The sequence below is a fragment of the Ruegeria sp. CDSB117 genome (assembly GCF_059611005.1).
This window is the reverse complement of record NZ_JBXWOS010000002.1, coordinates 334,216-356,768: the sequence shown is the minus strand read 5'-3', so window position 1 is coordinate 356,768 and position 22,553 is coordinate 334,216. Positions and strand designations below refer to the sequence as shown.

Below are 22,553 nucleotides of genomic sequence, written 5' to 3'. Positions count from 1 at the left end.
TTCAATGAAAAAAGGCCGCACCTCACCTTTCGGGGTCGAGGAAGCAGAAACACCGACAAGGGTGGCTAGGGGAAAAGATGATCGTCGTCGAGGACGTGCACAAGCATTTCGGCGGGTTTCACGCGGTGGATGGGGCGTCGCTGGAAATCCAAAAAGGTTCGATCACAGGCCTGATCGGGCCGAACGGGGCGGGAAAGACCACCCTTTTCAACGTGATCGCGGGCGTTCTGCCTCCGACCAGCGGCAGAGTGTTCATGGACGGCGAAGAGATCACCGGCCTGCCTCCACATGACTTGTTTCACAAAGGATTGCTGCGCACCTTCCAGATCGCGCACGAATTCTCTTCGATGTCCTGCCGCGAAAACCTGATGATGGTGCCCGGCGCGCAATCTGGTGAATCGCTGTGGAACACCTGGTTTGGTCGCAAGCGCATCGCCGACGAAGAACGTGCCTTAAAGGCTAAAGCGGATGAGGTTCTGGAGTTTCTGACCATCGAACATCTGGCCGACCACAAGGCGGGTCAGGTTTCGGGCGGTCAGAAGAAATTGCTAGAGCTTGGCCGCACCATGATGGTTGACGCCAAGATCGTTTTTCTGGACGAGGTCGGCGCGGGTGTGAACCGCACCCTTCTCATGACCATCGCCGACACAATTCTGCGCCTGAATAAGGAACGCGGCTATACCTTTGTCGTCATCGAGCACGACATGGATTTCATCGGTAAGATTTGCGACCCGGTCATCTGTATGGCCGAGGGCAAGGTACTGGCCGAGGGAACTCTGGACGAGATCAAGGCCAATGAGCACGTGATCGAAGCCTATCTGGGCACTGGCCTCAAGAACAAAGACAAGCTGGAGGCCCAAACATGACCGCTGGCAAAACCGACAATCCCTATCAGGACGATCACGGCAACAAGGATGCCTCGATCACCAATACCCACGGGGTTGGCGCCATGACGCCTGCGCATACGAAAAGCGGCGAAACGCATAAGGTAGAGGGCGGCCCCTTTCTGATCGGCGACACCATGACCGGCGGCTATGGCAAAGGCCCCGACATCCTGCACGACTGCACTATCGCCGTCGACAAGGGCGAGATCGCTGTCATCGTCGGCCCAAACGGCGCTGGTAAATCGACGGCTATGAAGGCTGTTTTCGGCATGCTGGATGTCCGCTCGGGCGCGGTGCGACTGGATGGAGAGGATATCACCAACCTCACCCCGCAGGACCGCGTAATCCGCGGTATGGGTTTTGTGCCGCAGACCTCGAACATCTTCACGTCGATGACGGTCGAAGAAAACCTTGAGATGGGTGCCTTCATCCGCCGCGACGACATCAGCCAGACGATGGAACAGGTCTATGACCTCTTCCCCATCCTGCGCGACAAACGCAACCAGCCGGCCGGAGAACTGTCGGGCGGTCAGCGCCAGCAAGTCGCCGTCGGCCGCGCGCTGATGACCCAGCCCAAGGTTCTGATGCTGGACGAACCGACCGCAGGAGTCTCGCCCATCGTGATGGATGAACTGTTCGACCGGATCATCGAAGTTTCGCGGACTGGTCTGCCGATCCTGATGGTCGAGCAAAACGCCCGCCAGGCGCTGGAGATTGCGGACAAAGGGTACGTGTTGGTGCAAGGGCGGAACGCATATACCGGAACGGGCAAAGAATTGTTGGCAGATCCGGAGGTTCGGAAGAGCTTCTTGGGAGGATAAAATGAAAGCCTTAGTCGCCTCACCGGTCCTAACAATTCTTGCTGGGCAAGCACTCGCTGGGGAGGCTACAAAATGCACGCTCGAATTCACCTGTGCGAATACCCATCCATGTCAAACTACAAAGACAGGATCAGGCGTGGATTTCCAGTTTGAAAAACTACACGACGATCAGCTTCGAATTGATCTTGGAAATGGTGGGCTGCCCCTCCTGAAAGTGGTTCAAGTTTCTGAAGATCTCATGACGGCGCATGGATGGGATGAAGACCGCTCCGCCTCGTACACATTCAGCGTTTTTTCAGACGGCATCGTCGCGTACACAACTCATGTATTTACAGGCAAGGGCATCAGCCTGACCGGACTAGGCAGATGCGAGGTAGATAACTAATGGATATCCTCAACGCCCTTTTGTGCTCATCGATTTCGTCCATGTTCTTGTAAGCGCGCAAGCTGAATATCTATGCTTGAAATCGATGGATTGGGAACATCCACTAGCTAGTGTTGTTACGCGAAGAAGGCAGAGCGCATCTCAATGGTCCTGCCTTCGTCCACGGAAAGTCGGGCCGTACTCACCCTATCGGATCACCACAGGACCCAAAGTCCTGCGCGGCATGCGGGCCCTTGATCGACATGTCGTAGTCAAGATTCTCGAAGTCGACGACAAAGGTAATCACGTCTTTATCCTTAATGTGCAAAAACGTCAGCGAGTTTAGCCCGCCTATGATTGTGGCCTCGCCCTTGATCTCGTCTGTCACAATGAACCCCTTGTCCGTGGCTCCTGACCGCGCCAGCGTCACCGCGTTGCCCGTGCTGTCCGAGACGCAGTTCACCACAAAATCCTCACCGTTCAAAGGATCGTTCTGAGCCGCCGCTATACCTGGCGCTACCAAACTTAAAAACAAAATCGCCGCGTTTTTCATGTCTTGCCTTTCTGTTCCCCGGAGCCGCTGGGTCTGCGCCATGACGTGATCCGTATTCCGTAAGTTGGGCTTCGCATTTCCTGGCGAGCCGCTCTGGAAAGCTAGGGATATCCCGCCGACATCAAAGCGTTGCGCCAAGCGGATCACTTCATCTTGAGGTTGCGTGATACAGTTCGTAACGTCGGACGCCATAAATTGCTGGTTACTGAGAGCATCCCCGAATCTGGTTGTTTCAATGTCGGTACGCAAGGATTTGCACAACGTTACAGCGACGGTCAGTAAATCTGTCCAGAATAAGGCGAATTCTTACACTGGAACGGTCCGCGAACTTATCGTCATTGAATTATTTCCTGAGTTTTCAATGTATAAATTCCGTGGCGTCAGGTTTCTGGAAAATTCACCATTCAGAATTCCGTCCCCAGAAGGATTAATTCTCGCCATTTTTCCCACCTAGTGAGGCCCAGAAATCGCGCCCTTCAATGGCCGGTTTACCAACACATGGACCGATTTGTCGGCCAACACCTTTTAGGAGAGCTTATATGAAATATCTGGCCGCTCTTGCTGCCTTGTTGCTGCCCGCTGTCGCGCAGGCCACAACGCAGAATACACCGGGAGCTGAGTTTGTTTACGAGTGTCAGATTGAAGAGATTTGCAAGTCCGGCAAATGTTCCCCTGCCACAGCGCCCAAGAAAATCATGCTGAAACGTGTTGAGGGCGCATCCAAAGGAACCTTGAGCGTCGATGGCGATATTGCCGAGCTGCATGTTTTCAAAGGGCTTGGTTCTTATGAATTTCTGCAAATCACCAATGGCGGCAGCGTCGGTTACACTATCGACGAAAGCGGTACGCTCGCGATCCGGGCAACGGGAGCCAACAGCCGAAACGAGCGTGGAACCTGCACGGTCAGCTGACGACACCAGGTCCAATACGCCCCGTTGGGGTCCCAAACCACAACCGTTCTGGCGGGTCAGCCCCGCCTGAACACGCACAAAGAGAACGCCGTTGTCATCAGCAATCGGAGCAATGCCGATTTTGTCGCTTTCGGGTTGAAAATTTCCCAAATTAACGCCGGAAAAGACGCGGGAATGATTGTGCAAATGGCAAAACGCATGCCATAAAGCCGCACCCGAAAGAACGAGACGATCAAATGGACTTATTGAATGCGTTAGTCGCGCTGGCAAACTTTGTCATCGTGCCTGCGGTTGCTTACGGCAGCCAATTGGCGCTTGGCGCGCTAGGGGTCACGCTTATCTACGGCATCCTGCGGTTTTCGAATTTTGCCCATGGCGACACGATGGCCTTTGGTGCGATGATTGCCGTGCTGGTTACCTGGGGCCTGCAAGCCGCCGGCGTGAGTTTTGGCCCGCTACCCACCGCGCTGCTGGCCCTGCCCTTTGCGATCCTGGGCTGTATCGTACTTGTTCTGGTAACCGATCGGTTGGTCTATCGGTTCTACCGGGAACAAAAGGCCAAGCCGGTGATCCTTGTGATCGTCTCGATGGGTGTCATGTTCATCATGAACGGGCTTGTTCGCTTTATCATCGGGCCGGATGACCAAAGGTTTTCCGACGGCGCACGGTTCATCATATCCGCTCGTGATTTCAAGGCGATGACCGGATTGCGTGAAGGGCTTGCGATCAAGACCTCTCAGGGCATCACTCTGGTAGTTGCCGTTATCGCGGTGGCGCTGCTGTTTTGGTTTCTCAACAAAACCCGCACGGGCAAATCGATGCGAGCCTATTCCGACAACGAGGATCTGGCACTGCTCTCGGGTATCAACCCCGAGCGCGTTGTGATGATCACCTGGATCATCGTAGCAGCATTGGCGACCACCGCTGGTGTTCTCTATGGGTTGGACAAAAGCTTTAAGCCGTTTGTCTATTTCCAACTTCTGCTGCCGATCTTCGCCTCGGCCATTGTCGGCGGGCTTGGCAACCCGCTGGGCGCCATCGCTGGCGGGTTCATTATCGCGTTTTCCGAGGTCACCGTAACTTATGCGTGGAAAAAGGTGCTGACTTACGTCGCGCCAGAAAGTCTGGCGCCTTCGGGACTAGTGCAATTCCTATCCACCGATTACAAATTCGCCGTCAGCTTTGCCATCTTGCTGATCGTGCTTCTGTTCAAGCCTACCGGCCTGTTTAAAGGGAAAGCGGTATGACCGAGTCTGTCAAAAACACGCTGCTTTTTGTTGTCGTTGGCGGCTTGATCCTGCTGACCGGTTTCACACAAAGCTGGAACTCCGCAATCCTGATCCTGAACATGGGGCTGATCTCTGCCATCATGGCGATTGGGGTGAACCTCCAGTGGGGATTTGCTGGCCTCTTTAATGTCGGCGTCATGGGCTTTGTGGCGCTGGGTGGTCTGGCTGTTGTGTTGGTATCGACCGCTCCAACACCCGGTGCGTGGTCTTCGGGCGGGTACGGCATCGTTTTTTCCTTGCTTTTGGGGGCTGCGACCGTTGTGGCAGCGGTGCTGGTGGCGACCCGGATGCCAAAGGGCCGCGCCCAAACCTTGACGATTGTCGCCATTCTTATTGTAGGCTTCTTTGTTTACCGCGCGGTATTCGATCCCAGCGTGGCTGGTGTTGAAGCAATCGATCCGGCAGTTGCCGGCAACCTCGGCGGTTTGAACCTGCCGGTACTTGTGGCCTGGCCTGCGGGTGGTCTGTTGGCTGCTGGTGCGGCGTGGCTGATCGGAAAAACGGCGCTGGGTCTCCGCTCGGACTACCTGGCAATTGCAACGCTTGGCATTGCCGAGATCATCATTGCGATCATGAAGAACGAGGATTGGCTGGCCCGAGGTGTAAAGAACGTCTACGGCATCCCGCGCCCTGCCCCTGTGGTTGGTTACGAGGTCGAATTGCAAAACGATCCCAGCTTTGTCGCCCGCGCTGACTGGCTCGGGTTGGATCCGGTCATCGCGTCGACCCTGTCGGTCAAACTGGGCTATTCGCTGCTGTTCATGATCGTTCTGCTTGTCCTGCTGTGGATGGCGCAAATGGCGTTGAAAAGCCCGTGGGGCCGCATGATGCGCGCCATCCGCGACAATGAGGTCGCGGCGGAGGCAATGGGCAAGGATGTCACCCGCCGCCACCTACAGATCTTCGTGCTCGGCTCGGCCATCTGTGGCATCGCCGGTGCGATGATGACAACTCTGGACGGGCAACTTACGCCGGGCACATACAATCCGCTACGGTTTACGTTCCTTGTCTGGGTGATGGTCATTGTGGGCGGTTCGGGCAACAATTTCGGTGCTGTTTTAGGCGCATTCCTGATCTGGTTCCTATGGGTTCAGGTCGAGCCGATGGGATTGTGGTTCATGAACCTAATCACTTCGAGCATGCCGGATGGCAGCGCGCTTAAGTCTCATTTGATCGACAGTGCCGCGCATATGCGTCTGTTCACCATGGGCCTTATCCTGCTGATTGTTCTCAGGTTCAGTCCAAGGGGTTTGATTCCGGAAAAGTAAGGTCACAATCCATCAATTCTTGAAACCGCGCCAACTGACTGGTGCGGTTTCTTGATTTTATACGGCATACGGATTAGACGAATCCCAGTACCGCCTTGATCCAGCCCTCTTTTTGGCCAGTATTTACGCTAAATTGATGCTTGGCCCGCGATCATTCGGGAAACCTACGAGTTTAAAAAGAGTGCACATGAATACTTCCTTCACTAAAATAGCCCTTACCGTCCCGCTGCTCGCCATGCTGGCTGGATGTATCCCGTCGCCGGAAGAGTTGGAAACGGCCCCGGTAAAAGTGCAAACGCCTAAGGGTGAAGTTACGTGCCAACTATATCGTCCAGACCGTGTGATCTGGGATCGAGCGACCAACTTCCCGGCCACCAAAATGTCGGTCTCCGAAGCGGACGCCTATTGCAAGCAAGAAGGCCAGCGCCGTCTGAAGTAAAATACGTGTGCCGGGCAGAAGGTTCCTGCCCGGCACTAGCCTTATCTTGCCTTGAACAAACCGCCAAGAATGCCGCGCACAATGCGACGTCCGGTTGTTCCTTTCAGTTCCTTGATCACGGCCTCACTCATAGCCGTTGCGAACGTGTCTTTCTTACGCATCACGCGAGAGGATGACCGCCCAACCCGGCTGCCGGAATAGCGTCTTGCTGTCGCAAATTCACGCTCGGCCGTGGATTGCGTTTCCAACTGTTCCTCGGCCTCGGCCGCTGCTTGCGCTGCTGCATCTGCGCGGGACTGAAGGATTTCAAAGGCAGATTTCCGGTCCTTCAACTGCCCGTATTTCACTTTCATCGCTGACGCATCCATCAGCGCCTTCCGCTCGGCCTTGGTGATTGGCCCCAGTTGCGTTCCCGGCGGGCGGATCAGAGTGCGTTCTACGATCCCTGGCACGCCTTTTTTCTGCAACATCGAGGTCACGGCCTCACCGACACCAACCTCACGGATCGCCTCTTCGGTGTCGAAGGCTGGGTTTTCACGATAGGTTTCTGCTGCAAGTCGCAGGTTCTTGCGATCCCGCGCCGTGAATGCGCGCAAGGCATGCTGCACCCGGTTGCCCAGCTGGCCAAGAATGTCTTCTGGAACGTCCGCCGGATTCTGCGAGATGAAATAGACACCCACCCCCTTGGAGCGAATGAGGCGGGCGACCTGTTCGACCTTGTCCACCAGAACCTTGGGCGCATCATCGAACAGCAGATGCGCTTCGTCGAAGAAGAACACCAGTTTGGGTTTGTCCGGGTCGCCAACTTCCGGCAGTTCTTCGAACAGCTCGCTTAGCAACCACAGCAGGAATGTTGCGTACAGACGCGGTGACCCCATCAGCTTGTCGGCAGCAAGGATGTTCACGACGCCCTGCCCGTTCTCATCCACGCGCATCAGATCGGCCAGTTCCAATGCGGGTTCACCAAACAGTTTGGTGCCGCCTTGGTTTTCCAGCACCAGCAGGCGGCGTTGAATAGCCCCGATCGAAGCGGTTGAGACATTGCCATAGCGCAAAGACAACTGAGCCCTATTTTCCCCAATCCAGACCAGCAAGGACTGAAGGTCTTTGAGGTCTAATAGCGGTAAGCCCTCTTCGTCTGCCACCCGGAACGCGATGTTCAGAATGCCCTCTTGTGCTTCGCTCAGATCCATCAGGCGCGACAGCAGAAGAGGTCCCATCTCGGTTACTGTTGTACGAACGGGATGTCCCTGTTGCCCGAACAGATCCCAGAACGTGACCGGACACGCGCCATACGCGTAATCGGTAAAGCCTATCCGCTGGGCGCGATCCTGAAACGCTTTGTGAAGCTTGTGACCTTCGCTGCCCGCCTTGGCCAGACCGGACAGGTCCCCTTTGACGTCAGACAGGAAAACCGGAACACCGGCCTGGGAAAACCCCTCGGCCAGAATTTGCAGTGTCACCGTTTTACCTGTTCCCGTCGCCCCCGCGATCATGCCGTGGCGGTTGGCATATTTCAGCGTCAGCGACTGCGGTTGGCCGTAGTCGTTGCCACCGCCGCCCAAGAATATGTTTTGGTCCATGAATGTAAGGCCTTATTTCCACCGATCTGCGGCCAGCATACAAAGTTAACCTTTAACTGCGAAAGTCTAATTGCTGCCTTGTGGCTAAGGTTACGGGGCGGCATATTTCCTCCCTGTCGACTGACCGCGCCCTCGGGCGCGGTTTTTTTCACAAATCATGGCCGTTACATTAAAATTTCAGGTTTTCAGTTGACCGATGCCCCCGCCTTTCGTAACGTCTGCGCATAAATAAGTCGGCCAGTCCGACGGGGAGAAAATTATATAAAGGGAGCCGCTCCACCGGCTCCCTTTGTTCTTTTTAACGTCGCGCTACATTTCCGATAACCCGGCGAAAAACCGTTCACATGTTGAATTGACCCACCTTAGCCCCTGACAGGGTCTGGTAAGGGTGATAGACGAATAAAAAATCCAACATAAGACCGAGGCAATCATGATCAAGAACACCCTATCCATCAGCCTGGTGACCACTGCTTTGTGGTGCGGAGCCGCGTTCGCACAGGAAACGACGCAGGAAACCGAACAACAGCCCCAGACCTCGCAAACTGAGGTCGGCAGTAATCTGGACCTGGGTGAAACCGGTCCGCGCGTCGGCGAACAATACGTTAAGGAAGAAAAGGGCGACTGGGCGATCCTGTGCATCAATACCGATACCGATGAAGACCCCTGCGTGATGCGTCAGATCCTGACCGGCGAGCAAGGCCAGCCGATCGCGGAAATCACTCTGGAAAAACTGCCCGAAGGCGTGGCTGCGGTTGCCGGAGCAACTGTGGTTGTCCCGCTGGAAACGATGCTACAGGCGCAGCTGGCGCTTTCAATCGATGGTGCTCCGGGCAAGCGCTACGACTACCACCACTGTAACCCAGTTGGTTGCGTCGCGCAGATGGGCTTTACCGAGGGTGACGTGAACGCAATGAAGGTCGGATCCAAAGCGACCTTGTCGCTTGTGTCGGTTCTCGCACCAAACCAACTACTGCAACTGGAATTATCGCTGTCAGGATTCACCGCAGGTTTTGAAGGATTGAAAGTTCTACAGAACTGAGGTTTCACTAAACTAAAGAAGCCGCCGGGATTTACCGGCGGCGTCTTTGTTTGAAATCAGAAGTTAAATGCGTTTCAGGGCAATAACGGCATTCAGCCCGCCAAAAGCAAAGGCGTTGCTAAGTGCCACGTCTACTTTCGCCTCGCGGGCTTCGTTTGGCACAACATCCAGCGCGCATTCGGGGTCCGGCTCTTCATAGCCGATGGTCGGAGCGATCACGCCATCCCGCAGTGCCATGATACAGGCCAGCAGTTCGACCGCGCCGGTGCCACCGATAAGGTGGCCGTGCATCGACTTGGTCGAAGAAATCATCAGTTCGTCCGCATGAGGACCAAAGACACCGGCCACGGCCGCGCATTCTGTCTTGTCATTGGCCGCGGTTCCGGTCCCATGTGCGTTGATATATCCGACGCTGTCCGCGCTTAACCCTGCATCCGCAAGCGCGCCCGACATGGCGCGTGCGGCGCCCTGCTTGCTGGGCATGACAATGTCCGACGCATCTGACGACATCGCAAAACCCACGACCTCACACAGGATATTAGCCCCACGGGCGCGGGCGTGCTCGAATTCTTCGAACACGAAGACACCTGCGCCTTCGCCCTGCACCATGCCATTGCGATTCGCGCTGAACGGACGGCAGGCGTCTTTGGACATGACGCGCAGCCCTTCCCAGGCTTTGACACCACCAAAACACAACATCGACTCTGACCCACCGGTCAGCATCGCTGGAGCGGCACCGCTGCGTACCATCTGGAATGCCAGCGCCATTGCGTGGTTGGACGAGGCACAGGCCGTCGACACCGTAAAACTTGGCCCTTTGAGATTATGCTCCATCGAGACGTGGCTGGCCGCCGCATTGTTCATCAGCTTGGGAACGACAAACGGGTGCACCCGGTTTTTGCCATCTTCATAAACGGAACGGTAGTTGTCATCCCAGGTCGAAACGCCGCCGCCAGCGGTTCCCAGCACAACGCCGGAACGGGCCGCGAGGTCGCCGTGGAATTCGATCCCGGATTGATCAATCGCTTCTTTGGCCGCCGTCAGCGTGAATTGGGTGAACCTATCATACAGCGTCATTTGCTGGCGATTAAACCGCCCCTCAGCCTCGAACCCGCGGACCTGGCCGCCGATCTGAATGGCCAGTCTTTCAACATCGCGAAATTCAAGCGCAGAGATACCACAGCGCCCTTCGCGCATAGCCTCTAACGTATCAGGCACCGAATGGCCCAGTGAATTGATAGTACCGGCCCCGGTGATAACGACGCGTTTCATAGGATTATGTCAGACCTTTTCCGACACCAGCTTTTCGATACCGGTGATGATGGCCGCGACATTCGAGATGTCAAAATCGCTGGCGCTCGGCTCGTTGGCGTTGAACGGAATCGAGATATCGAACTCTTCCTCGATGGCGAAAATGCTTTCGACCAGACCAAGGCTATCGATGCCAAGATCTTCGAGCGTGCTTTCGGGTGTCACATCCGACGGCTCCAGCACGGCCTGCTCTGCAATGATTGCGATGACGCGGTCGCTGATGCTCATGTCGATCCTCTAATTATCATGTTGTGGTTGATTTAATCGCTCGGAGGCTGTTTGGAAACAGCCTTTTTCAGCGCCTCAACGTCACGCGCCAATCGCGGCAGCCGGCGCTGTGCTTTGTAAATGTCTGTATGCGTTTCCATTTTGATGGCCGGATAACCCATAACCACACGCCCTTTGGGAACGTTGGACAGGATTTTTGTGCCCCCGCCCGCAATCACACCATCGCCGATAAAGATATTGTCCGACACGCCGGTCTGCCCGCCCAAAACAACGTTGTTTCCAATGTCGACTGACCCGGAAACACCGGATTGCCCGCATAGCAAGCAATCCTGCCCAACACGCGTGTTGTGCCCAATATGAACCTGGTTATCGAGCTTTGAACCATCGCCGATGCGTGTGTTCCTGATGGTCCCATTGTCCACGGTGCAATTCGCACCAACTTCGACATCATCGCCAATCTCGACGGCACCCAAAGAATGAATGCGGAGCCAGCTTTGCGCCCGGGCTTCACCCTGATCGCCCATGGATTTGCGGGCGTTTTCCACGCCTGATACCTCGGGCGTCACAAAGCTGAAACCGTCGCTGCCGATCCGCGCACCGGGTTGGGCAATGAAACGGTCACCGATCTGAGCACGTGCTCCGATACTCACCATCTCGCGCAGAAAGGCGTGGTCACCCAGAACGGCATCCAGACCGATCACGCAATGTGGCCCGATGACCGCATTCTTACCGATACGCGCACCGGCACCAACAACTACCAATGGACCGATCGAGGCACCCTCGCCTATCTCCGCCGTTGGGTCGATTACGGCAGAGGGGTGAATGCCCGGCTGAACTCCCTGCCCGCGATCCAGCATTGCCGTGATACCTGCCATCGCCATGCGTGGACGCGGCACAAAAACCGCGGCCTCCAACCCCAGAGCCTGCCAATCCGCACCTTCCCACAAAACGGCGGCGCGGGCGGCACCCGTGCTAAGCGCGTCCGCGTATTTCGGCGACATCGCCATTGCCAGGTCAGACGGCCCGGCATCGACCGGTTCTGCGGCGCGCTCTATAACAAGGCCAACTTCACCCTGACAGTCCGAGCCCAAGGCTTCGGCGATTTGCTGAATAGTGTACTGCATGACGGGCTTCCCGAATTAAGGACCTGCCCCCGGTGATTACCCCTGAACGTCCGGCAGGGCTACCCCTGCTTTTTGCAGAGCGTCCCAGATTTTCCGGTCCCGGTCATAGACATCACGGCGGTACTGAACCTCACCTTTCGGACCAATATAAGCGGTGCGATAGATCAGATGAACCGGAACATGCTGTTCCAGCGAGACAGTCGTTTCCTTGCCGGACGCCAGTATCCGGTGGAAAAACGCCTTTGGGTCCTTTTCCTGCTTGGCCAAAAGCGCATAGGCAAACTCAAAAGGTTGCGCCAAACGGATACACCCGTGCGAGAACGCCCGCGTCTCACGTGCAAACAAAGATTTCTGAGGTGTATCATGCAGATAGATGTTGTACTTATTGGGGAACATGAACTTCACCAACCCCAGCGCGTTGCTTTTGCTCGGGGGTTGACGCATAGCAAACGGGAAGTTTCTGGTGTTGAACTGGGTGAAATCAACCGCGCCCCGATTAACCAGACGACCGCTGCGATCTGTGATCTGGATGTGACCTACGGCGTTTGGATTTGACTGCAGTTTTGGCAGATATTCCTTGGTGATGATCGAGCGCGGTACATACCAACTGGGGTTGATGACCATATGCTCCATCTCGTCCGAAAACTCCGGGCTACGACGGTCATGCACGTTCTTGCCGATCACGGCGCGGGTTTCAAAGGTAACCCGGCCATCGTCCACGATCTTGGCCGAAAAGTCGGCTTGGTTGACCAGAATGTGCCGCTCACCCCGTTCCCGCGGCAACCAGCGTTCGCGTTCCAGTGCAACATACACGGCCTTCAAACGCTCGGACGCCGTGCGGTTAAGTTCGGTGATCGTGCCCTCTCCGGCGACACCATCTGTGGCCAGACCATGCGCTTGCTGGAAGTCTTTGATAGCAACAAGCATTGCCTCATCAAACTCGGGGCTTGCGGTCGGGCTTAGATACCCCATTGTGATCAGACGGTTACGCAGCTTAACTACATTAGGTCCGGTATCGCCATACTCCAACTTACCCACGGGCACACCGGCACCCCAACCGCCTTGGTTGACCAAAGCTTCCAGCGCGATTTTCTGTTTCATCAATGCTCGGTACTGGGTGGACTGCGGCGCGAGTTGATCGAAATACCCGTCACCCTCCGCAGTAAGCAGGCCCTGCAAATGGTCATTGACTGACCGACGCGACACCTTCCGGACCAGCCCATCGTCGATCTGCGCAGGACGCAATGCGCCCGAAAACAAATTACTTGCGTAGCTGACAAACGCCTTGCTCAGTTCGATTTCAACCGCACCCAAGTCCCGCAGCGATCTGGCGTCCTGCATCTTTGAAACAATCGACTGAACGTCATAAGCCCCTTCTGGCAAACCATGCAGGTTCGTAGTCGACAAAGCCTTGATCAACCGCGCCCTACGCGCCTCGTGTTCTGGCGTGTCTCCGACCCAGATTGGCGCAAACGCGTTGGTACGATAGAACTCTGCCAGGCCCGAACCTGCAGGCGCAAACTCGGCAACAGCCATTTGAAATGCCGTTCCGGGTGCCGACTGGGCACTTGCCACAGAGGCTGACGCCGTAATGCAAGCGGCGAAGATAAGACTTTTAGGCAACTGATAAAGTGCTCGCATGGGATGACCTTGATTATTCAATACTTTGCGCGTTCTGAGGCGCGTTCCGAACGAATATGGTTTTCAGCTGGACGTTTTGTCCATTCACAAATACATCAATCCAAAGCATCCATCCGAGCCTGATGCGCGTTTGCATCGGCCATGTTGCGCGAACGCCTAATTGCCTCAATAGTATACCGATTTGCATCACCTGCGCAAAAATTCGCCTAAAATTCCCCCTTGAAAAGATGAATGTGAAAGATTTCTTGGCTGGCTTTTCGGACTGTGTCATAAATCCCGCATCTGGGATGGGAAAAAATTAAGATCGCGCGCGTAACATCGTGTGCAGGCAGGAACAGTACGGGACGAAACGAAATGACCACGAGCAGTACATCGGGCTTGACCCGGCGTGCCCTATTGGGCGCATTCGCTGCAACAGCAGTTGTAGCAGCACCGACTTATTCCAATGCAGCAGGTTTTTTGCGCGGTGGCGGCGATATCCGTCGTATCCGTATGTATTCGGGCCGCACGGGCGAACGGATCGATATGATCTATTGGGTCGACGGAAAATACATCAAGGACGCTGTCAAAGAAGTGAACCACTTCATGCGCGATTGGCGCACTGACCAGGCCAAGTCCATGGACCTGCGTACCATCGACATCATGGCAGCCTCTCACAATCTTCTGGACGTGAGTGAACCCTACACTCTTTTGTCCGGCTACCGCTCCCCCCAAACCAATGCAATGTTGCGGTCTCGTTCGCGCCGTGTGGCCAAGAACTCGCTGCACATGAAAGGTCAGGCTGCTGACTTACGCCTGTCGTCTCGTTCCGTGTCCCAGATGGCCAAAGCAGCCATGTCCTGCCGCGCTGGCGGTGTTGGCAAGTACCACCGCTCGAACTTCGTCCATATGGATTGCGGCGAGGTTCGCAGCTGGGGCGGCTAAAAGACACCCAAACTGTTTCTAAACGACGAGCGCCCTTGGGCGCTCTTTGTTTTTTGGACGACCTGCGCACATGTTTTGCCCGGATACGGGATTGCCAATTGCCGCGCTTACAAGTCCGGAATTGGCGGCCAAAAAAGTAATTTCACGAACTTGGAAACATCATTCTTTGGTGAGCCACCATTCGTGTCTCACCGACAAGTTCATAACATGATGAAAAATATCGCGACTTTATGAAGAGATTTTTTACGAGAAAGGAGTCATATTGCGGCGTTAGAGGAAAGATTAATGATTTCGATTGTCACCAAAGTCATAGCTTTGTTCCTGCTGGTTGCCGCGCTTTATCTGGCGTACTACGCCGGTTCGTTTCAGCAAGAACTCAAGGATACTGATAGACCGCCGCCGGTGGTTTTGTTTTCCATTGTAGTGGCCCTTGCCGCCTATCTGCTTTTGGTTCTGGTATAACTGCCCCGTCTGGTATTGGGGTGCACGCGCGGCTTCGTTCCGCGGAAGGGCGCCAGCGCTTGTGGGTTTCTGGATGCCGCTGCCTCAGCGCACCTTCCTCGACCTATTTGTGACGAATGGCAGTACGCCCGCTATTGCGGCTCAGCTTACTGCAGTGCCATCATTTCGGATCGCGCAGCAGGTCCGCGTTGCTCGCCCCCCAGTCATGCATCGCCTGCAGCAGCGGTATCAAACTTTGCCCTAAAGGCGTCAGGCTGTATTCCACATGGGGCGGGATGGTTTTGAAGTCTTTGCGTGAAACAAAGCCCGCTTCTTGCAACTCACTTAGCTGGCGGGTCAGTGTCCGGTGCGTTATGCTGCCAAGGTTTCGCTGAAGCTGATTGAACCGCGAGGTTTCCTGCGCCAGCCAATAGACAATCAAAAGTTTCCACTTACCCGAAATCGCTTCGATCAACGGCTCGATAAGGCAATTCTCTTTCGATTCGAGAGTTGTCATGACAGTATCCTAAATGACCGTACTTGTCGTTTTGATCACGTATTTCTAACTACTGCCCGGAACACCCAAATGCAATGAGGATTGGGATGAGTAAGAAGAAGGTAGTGATTGTTGGTGGCGGATATGTCGGCTTTGAAGTTGCCAAAGAATTGGATGCGCATGCCGATGTCACACTGATCGAGCAACGCGAAGCTTTTGTGCAGCCGCCGGCAACAATCCGGGCGCTCTTGGATCCTGCTTTGCTGGATCAGATCGTTCTGCCGTATGATCGCCTGCTAAAGACCGGGCGGGTCGTGCGTGGCCGCGCTGTATCGGTGTCTCAAACCGAAGTGACCCTGGAAGATGGCAATGTCCATCCCGCTGATTTCATCGTCGTGGCCACAGGTTCGTCCTATGCGGCACCGTTCAAACCATCGGGCGACAGCATCGATGATTTTCGTCGGGCCAGCGCGGATGTCAGCGCGCAATTGGCAGCCGCGAAATCGGTGGCAATCGTCGGGGCTGGTGCTGTTGGCACAGAACTGGCGGGGGAAATTGCTGCGGCACGACCGGACAAGGACATCACTTTGATTTCGTCGGACGACACCCTTTTCCCGATGTATCCCGCTAAGTTTGGCAACCAGATCAAACGCAAACTTGAACGCGCCGGTGTATCTGTCGTGCTTGGTCAAAGGGCCGAGGATCTACAGCGTATGGATATGCCTTACGCGGGATCAGTGAAACTGACGGATGGCCGGGTTGTCTCGGCTGATCTGGTGTTTCCGGTCGTCGGATCAAAACCAAATTCGGCCTTGATTCAGACTTTGCCTGGCGTGAATGCTCTACCATCCGGTCGGGTCAAGACCGACAAATGGATGCGCCCGTCGGGTTTTCCGAATGTCTTCATCGCGGGCGACATCGCCGACATTGGTGACGGTATGACGATTGTCGCGATCACCAGACAAAACCCATGGTTGATCAAGACATTGAAACAGGTGTTGAAGGGACAGGCGGTCGAAGATCAAAAGCCCTATGCGCCTTGGAAGAAGGCACCAATCCTCGTTCCGCTGGGACCTCATGTCGGCAATAGTTGGCTCTTTGCGACGGTTGGCGATTGGATCACCCGCAAGATGAAGGGAAAAGAGCTTTTTATCCCAAAGTATCGCAAGGTATTCGGTCTTTCACGATAGCGGCAGTTCTGAGCTGGTGCATTTCCCGGCCCGATCAATTGAATGCCGAAGCGAAAGCGGGCTTAAGAGGGCAAAATCATCACCCAGCTAGCCGTAAGCCATTAATAGTAATGGCGCACCTGAGAAGATTCTGGCATGAGTTTTTACTATTATTTTACAATGCTTTATACCTATCCCTTCAAAAAAATGTTGCGGGATTTGTTGCGGGATCGTGGTCGTTGGTTTTAGGAAACTGAGGGCTTGGCTGCATCTACTGTGTTACGTACTGTCCCGCCCATCACATTGATCAAATTCTGAAAGTTGTTCATGCCGAAAGACACGTTAAAACGCTTGTCCCATTTTGAATCTCACGACTACGTAAAGACTTGGTACAAAAGGGCCCACGGTGGATCGGCGAATGCTACCAAGATTTCTCAAATAAATGCCTGTTTTGTGCAAGCCCGAGAATTACACGAGAACGCGTCCAGCGTGGGAATTAGTGTAAAACCACTGCTACTGTACTATTCCGTCTTAACATATTGCCGAGGAGCAATTCTTCTTAACAATAAAGAAAAGAAAGAAGAATCCCTCAAGCCTAGCCACGGGCTAGAAGAGGTCAACTGGCGTGAGACACTCCAGTCGGGTATTCACAACATCTTGGACTTGAAAATACGCAGTAATGGAAAAGGAACTTTCCAAGAGCTCGAAGAAACTTGCTGGAATTTGGTGACTTTCCGTTCCTTTCAGGGTGCCACAAGCACAATTGGTTCAGACGGGCATAACCTCGGCAAAATTAGCTTTGCGGATGACCGTAGCTGCTTGACGCTTGGTGATCTGTTGTCACGCTTGCAGTCGACTGCATCAAGTTTCGCACCGATAACAGGGCGCACTGCCCAATACGCCTTGCCCCGCATTTCTTCAATGTCGGACGGACTACACATCGCGTTTCCATTCGTTGGAATTCCGGAAGCGTTTTCAGGATTGTCAGGTCTAGACGGCGTCAGAATAGGCTCTTCTCAAGCATCATGCCCGGGATTTAAACAAGGTGAAGGCGCGCGTGACGCGCTTATTTTAGATCGTACGGATAGGGATAAGTTCTATTCGACGATGCCCGTTTCACATTTCGGCTCGGGTGAAAACATGATGATTTTTAGCGATTTCCCCAATGGGGACAAAATGAATGAATTCTTCAAATTATACTTAACGTCCTACTTATTGGGGATGTTAGTTCGATATTTCCCGTCGGGTTGGATGAGGATCGTTGCAGGTGGCGTAGGCGACTCCGCGAGACCACTTATTTTCTCAGCAATTGAATCTATCGAACGCGATTTTCCGAAGAATTTGGAGAGATCTCTTACAGGAACGCCAAAACCTAAAGCCAATCCTTAGCGTAGCTTTGCTGCACGCAGGGCACCAACTGAAATCAACCCGATCTATATGTTGCGGGAAATGTTGCGGGAAATGTTGCGGGATTTTTTGGCTCCGCAACATTTTTCAAAGTGAAAATAAAAATTATCTAATAAATTCAATTACTTATGAAAATTGAGTGGCGCACCTGAGAGGATTCGAACCTCTGGCCTCTGCCTTCGGAGGGCAGCGCTCTATCCAGCTGAGCTACAGGTGCCTTGGCCGTTAGCTAACCTTGTTCCGATCCGGGTGCAACTGCAAATCTTTCTGGATTGGCCAGGTTTCACGCAAACAAATCATGTGCCAATTCCAGCGCGTCGATCAGTATGTCGACCTCGTCCGTGGTGTTGTACAGACCAAAGCTAGCGCGGCAAGTCGCGGTAACACCGTAGAAATCCATGAGCGGACCGGCACAGTGGTGCCCGGCACGAACAGCTACGCCTTTCTTGTCCAAAATGGTCGAGACATCATGTGCGTGCCCCGCCCCGTCCATCGTAAAGCTGAAGATCGCGGCCTTGTCCGGGCGTGTGCCCTGAACCTGCAACCAATTCAAACCGGTCAGTTTCTGCATGGCATAGTCGCGCAACCCGGCCTCATGAGCGGCGATATTTTCCATCCCCAGATCCATCATGTAATCCAGCGCAACACCCAGACCGATGGTTTGGACAATACCGGGCGTTCCGGCCTCAAACTTCATTGGCGGGTCGTTGTAGATCACCTGGTCCTTGCTGACCTCTTTGATCATGTCGCCGCCACCGATAAAGGGGCGCATCTCGGCCATGCGTTCGCATTTGATGTAAATCGCACCCGACCCCGAAGGGCCATAAAGCTTGTGGCCAGTAATTGCATAGAAATCGCATCCGATATCAGCGACATTGACAGGCATGTGCACGGCACCCTGGCTGCCATCGACCAACACCGGTACGCCTTTTGCGTGCGCGCCTTCTGTGATCGCTTTGACATCGACCACCGTGCCCAACACGTTCGAACATTGCGTCACTGCAACCAGCTTGGTCTTGGGACCGATCGCGTCGATCACGGCCTGCGGGTCAAGGCCACCGTCAGCGTCCACGTCGACCCATTTCAGGACGACGCCCTGACGTTCGCGCAGGAAATGCCAGGGAACGATATTGGCGTGGTGTTCCATCACGCTCAGCACGATCTCATCCCCGGCCTGCATGCGCGGCATGGCCCAGCCATAGGCGACCAGATTGATGCCTTCGGTCGTGCCTGAGTTCAAGACAATTTCATCCTCGTCCGCCGCGCCCAGAAAACGGGCGATGGTTCCGCGAACGGATTCGTATTTTTCGGTCGCCAGATTGGACAGGTAATGCAGGCCGCGGTGAACATTCGCGTATTCTTCGGAATATGCCCGTGTCACCGCATCAATCACGACCTGCGGTTTCTGCGCCGATGCGCCATTGTCCAGATAGGTCAACGGCTTGCCGTTCACTTCCCGAGACAGGATTGGAAAGTCTGAGCGGATTTTCTGCACGTCATACATGGTCTTTTATTCCCTATACGGGGCCGCCGGGCGTTAATGCGAGGACAAAGGGCACCGCAATCAAAGCAGATAACACGATGACCCCGAAGGATTTAGCAAGCGAACCGAACTGATGCGCTTCATTCAGAAAATGGAGCGTGACGTAAAGGCTGATAATCGCCGTGGCCAGCAAAAACATCAGCATCAAAAACGGCAGCACGATGGTGATGACCAGCGTGATAACCATCGCAGCGATCTGAAGGTATTGCAGCCAGATCGTCAGCGTCAGAATGTCATCGAATGTTGCACGGCCACCCAGTAACCGCCCCACGAACAGGAATGCCCCGACGCTGAGCAACATGGCGCCCGCAGATCGGACCAGACCCAGGAACACCGGCGTAGGTGGGGGTACGGATTCACCATTGGGGACCGGAATCAAGTGATCAATACCCAGTTGCACAAGGCCGTTCAGCACCACAGCCAGAAAGAAAGCCAGCCATAGGATTTCACGCCCCGGCCGCATGTCCAAAAGGCGTCGGGCCGCTTGGGCGGGGTGTGTCAGGGTCAAGATCGCAAGATCGACAAAGCCAGTGGGATTCATTCTTGCCGCCTTTGCGCTTGGCTGAGACCTGCCAGCCAGAACCACAGGAACACTGCGAACCAAACGATCCCGACGAGTGTCAGGGCCGGGCCAGATCCTATGAAACCGCCGACCAAACCATTCAACAAAACCAGAGGTGTTGAGGACAATAGCGCCCAGAACAGAGCCAATCTAGCGCCATAAGACGTCCCCTGACCGCCAACCAATCGGGCCGCACCGTATGAGACAAAGGCCAGCAGGTAGAAAAACAGAGGCAGAATAATGACAGTGCCCATCAAGGCACCGCCCATCAGCATATCCAGCTGAAGCCCTTCGATATGCGCGCGTCGCGCAAGGCTGGGCAATTGCGCTATGAATGCCACAATGCAAAACGCCATGACAAACATCAGCGCCCGGTCCTCGCGCGGGCCTAGATCAAGAAGCCGCCGCACGACACGACCCGGCCCCCGATAGGTGGCCACGATATCCGAGGTCAAAGGCATCAGATGTGTCGCGACAGCCAGCCTTCAAGGCGGTTTACGATGGCCTCAGCCAATACCTCATCCTCGATCTCATCGACGGCTTCGGCCAAAAATGCCAGCGTCAGCATATTGGTGGCGTCCTTAACCGAAACCCCACGCGAACGCAGGTAAAACAGCGCCGTCTCATCAATCGCACCCGAGGTCGAGCCGTGCGAACACGCAACATCGTCGGCATAGATCTCAAGTTCGGGCTTGGCGAGGAACTGGCTGTCATCATCCAGCAGCAAGGACTGGCTGATCTGATAGCCGTCTGTCTTCTGTGCGCCTTCCTTGACCAGGATCTTGCCCTGGAACACGCCGGTCGCGCCGTTGCGTAGAACTTTCTTAAAGACCTGACGGCTTTCGCAGTTCACCGCGTCATGGGTGACGAAAACCGTGTCGTCATGGTGGAAATCACCATCACCTACGCAGGCGCCTGCCACATGAGCAATAGCGTCGTCGCCGGTCAGTTCGATCACCTGTTCGTTGCGGGTCAAAACTCCATTCACCGTCAGCGTGAAGGACTTAAAGACAGATTCCCGTCCCAACCGCGTGAACATGTGAGTCGCAGCGCGACGTTCATGGTCCCTGCCCTGCGCACGCACGTGATGCAGCGTACCGCCATCGGCGATGTCGATCTCGATGCATTTGTTGAACCGCGATGCCGCAGGACCGTTTTCCAGAACCGTCACCTCAGCGCCACTTTCGACACGGATGATGTGGTGCAGCATGGCGTCCGAGGTCTCGGATGCATGGCGATAGATCAGGCTGATCGGCTTGGACGGTTTGCCGGTGACGTGGATCGCAACGCCGTCTGCGGCAAAGGCCGTATTCAAAGCAGCCAACGGCCGCTGAACCGGGGATTGCCCGCGCGATTCCAGAACGCCGTACAACTCTTTGGCCCAGTGGATATCCTTGCAGCAGATATCCTCGATCCGGTCGATATTGACACCTTCCAGTTCCAGATCATCCGACTCTTCGGCGCTGAACACACCGTCGATGAAAACGATCTTCAATCGGTCGAGATTGCCAAACAGCAGCGGCTCGTCTGAGTGGAACAAAGCGGCATGCGGCTGCTCGGCCGAGATAAGGGTGTCGGGGCGCGTGTACTTCCAATATTCGTCGCGCCGCCCCGGCAGACCCATTTCCAGCACGCGGGCCAGCGCGTCTTCGCGCGCGGCGCGGGTGCACCCGGCTTCGGGCATGGTCAGCGTGGCCAGCCGTGCCTCGGTCGCGGTTTGTTTTACTTCGGGCAAAGCCATCAGTTCACCTCGGCCAGGATGTCGGCATAGCCGTTGTTTTCAACTTCCAACGCCAGTTCGGGACCACCGGTTTTAACGATGCGACCGTCCGCCATGATATGCACAACATCAGGTTTGATGTGGTCCAACAGGCGTTGATAGTGGGTGATGACCAGGAAACCACGGCCTTCATCACGCAGCGCGTTCACGCCTTCGGCCACCAGTTTCATCGCATCGACGTCCAGACCCGAATCCGTTTCGTCCAGGATGCACATCTTGGGTTCCAGCATCGCCATCTGCAGGATTTCGTTCCGCTTCTTCTCACCGCCTGAGAAGCCAACGTTTACTGGACGCTTGAGCATGTCCGCGTCGATTTTCAGCGATTTTGCCTTGGCCCGCACTTCCTTCAGGAAATCAGCCGCCGACAGTTCATCTTCGCCCCGCGCCTTGCGCTGTGCGTTCACGGCTGTGCGCAGGAAGGTCATGTTACCAACGCCCGGGATTTCCACGGGGTACTGGAACGCCAAAAAGATACCCGCCGCAGCGCGCTCTTCCGGCTCCATCTCCAAAAGGTCTGCACCTTCCAGTGTGGCAGAGCCTTCGGTCACTTCATACCCATCGCGGCCCGACAGCACATAGCTGAGCGTCGACTTGCCCGAGCCGTTCGGCCCCATGATCGCATGCACCTTGCCAGCCTCGACGGTCAAGTCGACGCCTTTGAGGATTTGCTTTTCTTCTTCCTCAAGTTTCACGTGCAGGTTTTTGATTTCCAGCATTTTTTGTCCTTTTGCGTACCGCAAGGGGCCATCCGGCCCCGATATATTCTGAATTCGGAG

24 protein-coding genes and 1 tRNA gene are annotated in these 22,553 nt (G+C 55.0%); 12 read left to right on the top strand and 13 right to left on the bottom strand.

Annotated elements, in window-relative coordinates:
- The first annotated feature begins 77 nt into the window (after window positions 1-77).
- Genes AC2FJC_RS04580 through AC2FJC_RS04570 form a run of 3 tightly spaced genes read left to right on the top strand, consistent with a single transcriptional unit; the run spans window position 78 to window position 2,090 of the window.
- Complete coding sequence (locus tag AC2FJC_RS04580; protein ID WP_109311515.1) at window positions 78-866, top strand: ABC transporter ATP-binding protein; 789 nt, start codon at window positions 78-80, stop codon at window positions 864-866.
- On the top strand, window positions 863-1,705 hold the full coding sequence (locus AC2FJC_RS04575; protein WP_496738582.1) for an ABC transporter ATP-binding protein: 843 nt from the start codon (window positions 863-865) through the stop codon (window positions 1,703-1,705). The genes AC2FJC_RS04580 and AC2FJC_RS04575 overlap by 4 nt, the downstream gene beginning before the upstream one ends.
- Window position 1,706: 1 nt before the next feature.
- On the top strand, window positions 1,707-2,090 hold the full coding sequence (locus AC2FJC_RS04570) for a hypothetical protein (protein ID WP_496738581.1): 384 nt from the start codon (window positions 1,707-1,709) through the stop codon (window positions 2,088-2,090).
- A gap of 181 nt (window positions 2,091-2,271) precedes the next feature.
- Here the strand turns inward: AC2FJC_RS04570 and AC2FJC_RS04565 are convergent, their stop codons facing one another.
- Window positions 2,272-2,871 carry a hypothetical protein gene (locus AC2FJC_RS04565; RefSeq protein WP_496738580.1) on the bottom strand — a complete coding sequence of 200 codons (600 nt, stop codon included), beginning with the start codon at window positions 2,869-2,871 and terminating at the stop codon, window positions 2,272-2,274.
- A 290-nt stretch (window positions 2,872-3,161) separates the two neighbouring features.
- On the opposite strand from AC2FJC_RS04565, the gene AC2FJC_RS04560 reads away from it, so the two are divergent.
- From AC2FJC_RS04560 to AC2FJC_RS04545, 4 genes are all read left to right on the top strand, one after another.
- Window positions 3,162-3,533, top strand: a complete 372-nt coding sequence (locus AC2FJC_RS04560) for a hypothetical protein (protein ID WP_496738579.1) — start codon at window positions 3,162-3,164, stop codon at window positions 3,531-3,533.
- Between the two features lie 236 nt (window positions 3,534-3,769).
- Window positions 3,770-4,780 (top strand): branched-chain amino acid ABC transporter permease, encoded by a 1,011-nt coding sequence (locus AC2FJC_RS04555; protein ID WP_496721802.1) that lies wholly within the window; start codon window positions 3,770-3,772, stop codon window positions 4,778-4,780.
- Complete coding sequence (locus tag AC2FJC_RS04550) at window positions 4,777-6,090, top strand: branched-chain amino acid ABC transporter permease (protein ID WP_496738578.1); 1,314 nt, start codon at window positions 4,777-4,779, stop codon at window positions 6,088-6,090. Before AC2FJC_RS04555 ends, AC2FJC_RS04550 begins: the two co-directional genes overlap by 4 nt.
- 187 nt (window positions 6,091-6,277) lie before the next feature.
- A complete protein-coding gene (locus tag AC2FJC_RS04545; protein WP_496722924.1) occupies window positions 6,278-6,529 on the top strand; it encodes a hypothetical protein in 252 nt (83 codons plus the stop codon).
- A 41-nt stretch (window positions 6,530-6,570) separates the two neighbouring features.
- Here AC2FJC_RS04545 and AC2FJC_RS04540 read toward each other — a convergent pair whose 3' ends face one another.
- On the bottom strand, window positions 6,571-8,112 hold the full coding sequence (locus tag AC2FJC_RS04540) for a helicase HerA-like domain-containing protein (RefSeq protein ID WP_496738577.1): 1,542 nt from the start codon (window positions 8,110-8,112) through the stop codon (window positions 6,571-6,573).
- 430 nt (window positions 8,113-8,542) lie between these two features.
- Between AC2FJC_RS04540 and AC2FJC_RS04535 the strand changes: the two genes are divergently transcribed.
- Window positions 8,543-9,151 (top strand): invasion associated locus B family protein, encoded by a 609-nt coding sequence (locus tag AC2FJC_RS04535; RefSeq protein WP_496738576.1) that lies wholly within the window; start codon window positions 8,543-8,545, stop codon window positions 9,149-9,151.
- Between the two features lie 63 nt (window positions 9,152-9,214).
- Here AC2FJC_RS04535 and AC2FJC_RS04530 read toward each other — a convergent pair whose 3' ends face one another.
- The 4 genes from AC2FJC_RS04530 to AC2FJC_RS04515 are packed head-to-tail and all read right to left on the bottom strand — an operon-like array spanning window position 9,215 to window position 13,455.
- Complete coding sequence (locus AC2FJC_RS04530) at window positions 9,215-10,423, bottom strand: beta-ketoacyl-[acyl-carrier-protein] synthase family protein (protein WP_496738575.1); 1,209 nt, start codon at window positions 10,421-10,423, stop codon at window positions 9,215-9,217.
- 9 nt (window positions 10,424-10,432) lie between these two features.
- Window positions 10,433-10,690: an acyl carrier protein gene (locus tag AC2FJC_RS04525; protein WP_496738574.1), complete on the bottom strand. Its 258-nt coding sequence runs from the start codon at window positions 10,688-10,690 to the stop codon at window positions 10,433-10,435.
- 32 nt (window positions 10,691-10,722) lie between these two features.
- Entirely contained in the window at window positions 10,723-11,814 is a 1,092-nt protein-coding gene (gene lpxD / locus AC2FJC_RS04520; RefSeq protein ID WP_496738573.1) for a UDP-3-O-(3-hydroxymyristoyl)glucosamine N-acyltransferase, read from the bottom strand.
- 36 nt (window positions 11,815-11,850) lie between these two features.
- Complete coding sequence (locus AC2FJC_RS04515; RefSeq protein ID WP_496738572.1) at window positions 11,851-13,455, bottom strand: L,D-transpeptidase family protein; 1,605 nt, start codon at window positions 13,453-13,455, stop codon at window positions 11,851-11,853.
- A 354-nt stretch (window positions 13,456-13,809) separates the two neighbouring features.
- On the opposite strand from AC2FJC_RS04515, the gene mepK reads away from it, so the two are divergent.
- Complete coding sequence (gene mepK, locus AC2FJC_RS04510) at window positions 13,810-14,379, top strand: peptidoglycan L,D-endopeptidase MepK (RefSeq protein ID WP_496738571.1); 570 nt, start codon at window positions 13,810-13,812, stop codon at window positions 14,377-14,379.
- 285 nt (window positions 14,380-14,664) lie between these two features.
- Window positions 14,665-14,841 (top strand): hypothetical protein, encoded by a 177-nt coding sequence (locus AC2FJC_RS04505; RefSeq protein WP_496738570.1) that lies wholly within the window; start codon window positions 14,665-14,667, stop codon window positions 14,839-14,841.
- Between the two features lie 160 nt (window positions 14,842-15,001).
- On the opposite strand, the gene AC2FJC_RS04500 is transcribed toward AC2FJC_RS04505, so the two are convergent.
- Entirely contained in the window at window positions 15,002-15,337 is a 336-nt protein-coding gene (locus tag AC2FJC_RS04500) for a winged helix-turn-helix transcriptional regulator (protein WP_496738569.1), read from the bottom strand.
- A gap of 74 nt (window positions 15,338-15,411) precedes the next feature.
- On the opposite strand from AC2FJC_RS04500, the gene AC2FJC_RS04495 reads away from it, so the two are divergent.
- The gene (locus tag AC2FJC_RS04495) at window positions 15,412-16,506 is read left to right on the top strand and encodes an NAD(P)/FAD-dependent oxidoreductase (protein WP_496738568.1); all 1,095 of its coding nucleotides are present in this window, start codon (window positions 15,412-15,414) and stop codon (window positions 16,504-16,506) included.
- A 306-nt stretch (window positions 16,507-16,812) separates the two neighbouring features.
- Complete coding sequence (locus tag AC2FJC_RS04490) at window positions 16,813-17,874, top strand: YaaC family protein (RefSeq protein WP_496738567.1); 1,062 nt, start codon at window positions 16,813-16,815, stop codon at window positions 17,872-17,874.
- A 158-nt stretch (window positions 17,875-18,032) separates the two neighbouring features.
- Here AC2FJC_RS04490 and AC2FJC_RS04485 read toward each other — a convergent pair.
- From AC2FJC_RS04485 to sufC, 6 genes are all read right to left on the bottom strand, one after another.
- Window positions 18,033-18,109 (bottom strand) — tRNA-Arg (locus tag AC2FJC_RS04485).
- A gap of 66 nt (window positions 18,110-18,175) precedes the next feature.
- Window positions 18,176-19,396 (bottom strand): cysteine desulfurase, encoded by a 1,221-nt coding sequence (locus tag AC2FJC_RS04480; RefSeq protein ID WP_496738566.1) that lies wholly within the window; start codon window positions 19,394-19,396, stop codon window positions 18,176-18,178.
- Window positions 19,397-19,409: 13 nt separating this feature from the next.
- Complete coding sequence (locus AC2FJC_RS04475) at window positions 19,410-19,976, bottom strand: Yip1 family protein (RefSeq protein WP_496722935.1); 567 nt, start codon at window positions 19,974-19,976, stop codon at window positions 19,410-19,412.
- Entirely contained in the window at window positions 19,973-20,458 is a 486-nt protein-coding gene (locus AC2FJC_RS04470; protein ID WP_496738565.1) for a YIP1 family protein, read from the bottom strand. Before AC2FJC_RS04470 ends, AC2FJC_RS04475 begins: the two co-directional genes overlap by 4 nt.
- The gene (locus tag AC2FJC_RS04465) at window positions 20,458-21,738 is read right to left on the bottom strand and encodes a SufB/SufD family protein (protein ID WP_496738564.1); all 1,281 of its coding nucleotides are present in this window, start codon (window positions 21,736-21,738) and stop codon (window positions 20,458-20,460) included. The genes AC2FJC_RS04470 and AC2FJC_RS04465 overlap by 1 nt, the downstream gene beginning before the upstream one ends.
- Window positions 21,738-22,493, bottom strand: a complete 756-nt coding sequence (gene sufC / locus AC2FJC_RS04460) for a Fe-S cluster assembly ATPase SufC (protein ID WP_496722939.1) — start codon at window positions 22,491-22,493, stop codon at window positions 21,738-21,740. The genes AC2FJC_RS04465 and sufC overlap by 1 nt, the downstream gene beginning before the upstream one ends.
- Window positions 22,494-22,553: the final 60 nt, after the last annotated feature.